The sequence below is a fragment of the Nonomuraea sp. bgisy101 genome (genome assembly GCF_057708945.1).
The window spans coordinates 1-3,088 of record NZ_JBYITD010000097.1 but is presented as its reverse complement, the minus strand read 5'-3'; the positions used below and the strand labels follow the sequence as shown (position 1 = coordinate 3,088).

Sequence of the window (3,088 nt, the reverse complement as noted above, 5' to 3'; positions counted from 1 at the left end):
AGAAGGGGAGCCAATCCCGGGAGCCACTAGCCTTCGGCTCCCTCAGACTTCCCGCGATCTTCCCAGGGCGTCAGCGCAGGTGAGGCGCTCCTCGCTCGGCTCGTATCGACTTCTTCAGACCTACGGCTTTTCCTTCGGGACGAAGAGGCCGTGGGTTCAAATCCCGCCACCCCGACCCAGCACAAAGGCCAGTTTCCTTGATCGGAAACTGGCCTTTCGCGCGTCTGGGTGACTATCTGCGTGACTATGCTTCCCGATCTGTTGCTTCCTGCCCGGCGCTACTCCTCCGTGAAGATACGGTCCATGGTCACGGCCCCGGCTTGTAGAACGGGGCGGATCTGCTTTCGGTAGACGGCTTCCGTAACAGCCGTGCTGCTGTGGCCGACGAGACGGGAGATCTCCTCCAGCGGGATGCCGTTGTCGGAGAGCAGCGAGACGAAGCTGTGCCGAAGCTCGCGTGGCGCCCACTCTTTGGATCAACGCATGTCCTTGTAGGCGGACTCGTAGAAGGACCACATGTCATTGCAGCGAGCCTGTACAAACACCGAACCAACCAACGTGATACGAGCGATGATCAGTGCCGCTTCACCGTCCTGCGCGCGGGGGCGAGGTGCAGGCTGGTACGGGTAAACCTGCAGAGGGCTATGCAGTCATCAGTCCAGCCATGCTCCGGCGGCGGCCGCGTCTGTCACGAAGCGGGCGAAGTCGCGAGGTGGACGGCCGAGGGCGCGCTGTACTCCGTCAGACAGATGCTCGTCCATGCCGCGCCGGATAGGGGCGATCGCGTCGGCATAGGCTTGGGCATCGATCTTCGGCCAGCCCTCGTCTTCCAACTGGATGATGAACTCCTCGACGGTCAACGGCACGTAGCGCACCATGCGGCCGGTGGCCTCTGAGATCAACGCGAGGGCCTCGGCGATGGACAACGCGCGGGGCCCGGACAGCTCGTACGTCTGTCCTTCATGCCCGTCCTCGGTCAGCGCGGCGACCGCCACCGCGGCGATGTCTTCTGCGTCGACGAAGCTCACCGCGCCGTCACCGGCAGGCAGGCGTACCTCGCCGGCCAGCACCTCGTCGCGGAAGAAGCCTTCGCTGAAGTTCTGCGCGAACCATCCGGGCCGGAGAATCGTCCAGGCCAGGCCGCAGGAGCGCACCGCGTCCTCGCCGTCGATGTGAGTCTTGCCCGCCGCGCTGTTGTCGCCCGCGTAGCCGGGCACGTCCACTCCGCGCCCCGACAGCAGCACGATGCGTTCGACGCCGAGGTCCTTCGCCCGCTGGACGAACGGTCGTGTCAGCAGTTCGCCGTCGTGCGGCACGATAAAGACGGTCCGTGAGCCGTGCAGGGCGGCGTCCCAGGTGTGCTGGTCCGTCCAGTCGAAGCGAGGGGTGCCGGAGCGAGACCCCGCGCGGACGGCCACGTCCTTGCGCCGAAGGTGGGACACGATCCGCGTGCCGACCTTGCCGGTACCGCCGGTGATCAGAATCGGTTGTTGCGTCATGGGACTACTCAACCCTGGTGGAGTGAGCGGTGCGATGGCCGTGACGCTCAGTTCGATGTTCGAGCGTCTAACCTTGTGGCTCATGGACACGCTGACGGATCTGCTGGAGGGAGTGCAGGCACGAGCGGCCCTCATCCATCGGTCGATCATGACTTCGCCGTGGTCTCTGCGTTTCGCCAGCGGCGCCCCACTGACCCTCCTTGCCATGCTGGAGGGACAGGCCTGGATCATCCCGCCCGACGGTGAGGCGGTGGCGATCGGCCCCGGTGACGTCGCGGTCGTCCGCGGGCCCGCCTCGTACACCGTTGCCGACGACCCCGCCACTTCACCTCAGCACGTGATCACCAGCGCCTCCTACTGCGCAGCAACCGCGCGGGCGATCGAGGATCGCGAACCGGCCATGGATCCGCGTTCCTGTGGCATCGCGGAAAGCGGCTCGGCCGTCCTGCTCAGCGGCGCCTATCAGGGCCGGGCCGGCATCAGTGACCGCCTGCTCAACGCCCTGCCCGACGTGGTCGTCGTCACCGACGACGAAGGGTGTTCTCCCCTGCTCACGCTGGTGGCGGCGGAAGTCGTACGGAACAGGCCGGGGCAGCAGGCCGTGTTGGACCGACTGCTCGACCTGCTGCTCGTCACCACGTTGCGCGCCTGGTTCGACCGTGCGCAGACGCACGCCCCGGTCTGGTACCGCGTCAAGGACGACTCCATCGTGGGCACAGCCCTTCGCCTCATACACGGCAACCCGGCCCACCCATGGACAGTGGAAAATCTCGCCGCCAAGGTCGGCGTCTCCCGAGCCGCCCTGGCACGCCGGTTCACCGTCGAGGTCGGCGAGCCACCCATCACCTACCTGGCCAATTGGCGTATCGCCCTGGCGGCTGACCTCCTCCGCAACACCGAGGCCACCGTCGGCTCCATCGCGCACAAGGTCGGATATTCCGGCACCTTCGCGCTCAGCGTCGCGTTCAAACGCCGGCTTGGGACCGCCCCAAGCCGATACCGCGCCACCCTGCCGGGCCAGCGCAGCAGTTGATCGTCTCTGCACAATTACATGTACGTGGCTCTGCGATCGAGGCCGTACGCCGACGCCGGCGAACGTTCGTGGCCACCGCACCAGAGACCCTAATGACCGGCGGTGAACGAAGGTCCACAGACTTGGAAAGCACGCATGTGGCTTTGATTCTCAATCCGGGCCTCAGTCCGCCACCGCCTGTGATCAACTGAGTCTCATGGAAGCCGTCCTAGCCGGGCTCTTCGCGATCGGGGGAACCCTATTGGGTTCCGTCGTCACATACCTCTTCCAGCAGCGAACCGCCCAGAGAGCCGAACAGTTCACAATCTCCGCGCGCCTCCGCGAGGAGCGAATGGCGGTCTACAGCGGGTTTGCCGGGACCGTCCTTGAATTCCGCTCCGCCCAGTACAACCGCGCCTTGCAGGCGTTCGAGGGCAAAGAGGACACAGCCTATGACGAGGCCAAAGCGACGTCGTACAGGCTCCGCGCTGCATCATGGCACTCTCTTTATCGCGTGCGCCTCCTTGCCGATGATCCCGAGATCACACGCCTTGCCGAGAGCGCGATGGCCCTCACT

Annotated in this window: 3 protein-coding genes and 1 pseudogene; 2 read left to right on the top strand and 2 right to left on the bottom strand. The window is 65.5% G+C overall.

Features of this window, described 5'->3' with window-relative positions; genetic code table 11:
* Positions 1 to 278: 278 nt before the first annotated feature.
* A pseudogene (locus AC3EO4_RS55550) lies at positions 279 to 461 on the bottom strand (tyrosine-type recombinase/integrase); the annotation flags it as partial.
* 192 nt (positions 462 to 653) lie between these two features.
* Positions 654 to 1,583, bottom strand: coding sequence for an SDR family oxidoreductase (locus AC3EO4_RS55545; RefSeq protein WP_379578179.1), 930 nt, complete (start codon positions 1,581 to 1,583; stop codon positions 654 to 656).
* On the opposite strand from AC3EO4_RS55545, the gene AC3EO4_RS55540 reads away from it, so the two are divergent.
* On the top strand, positions 1,582 to 2,532 hold the full coding sequence (locus AC3EO4_RS55540) for an AraC family transcriptional regulator (RefSeq protein ID WP_431904949.1): 951 nt from the start codon (positions 1,582 to 1,584) through the stop codon (positions 2,530 to 2,532). The genes AC3EO4_RS55545 and AC3EO4_RS55540 overlap by 2 nt on opposite strands.
* A gap of 196 nt (positions 2,533 to 2,728) precedes the next feature.
* Positions 2,729 to 3,088: hypothetical protein (locus tag AC3EO4_RS55535; RefSeq protein WP_431904948.1), on the top strand; the 360-nt coding region annotated here is incomplete at its 3' end.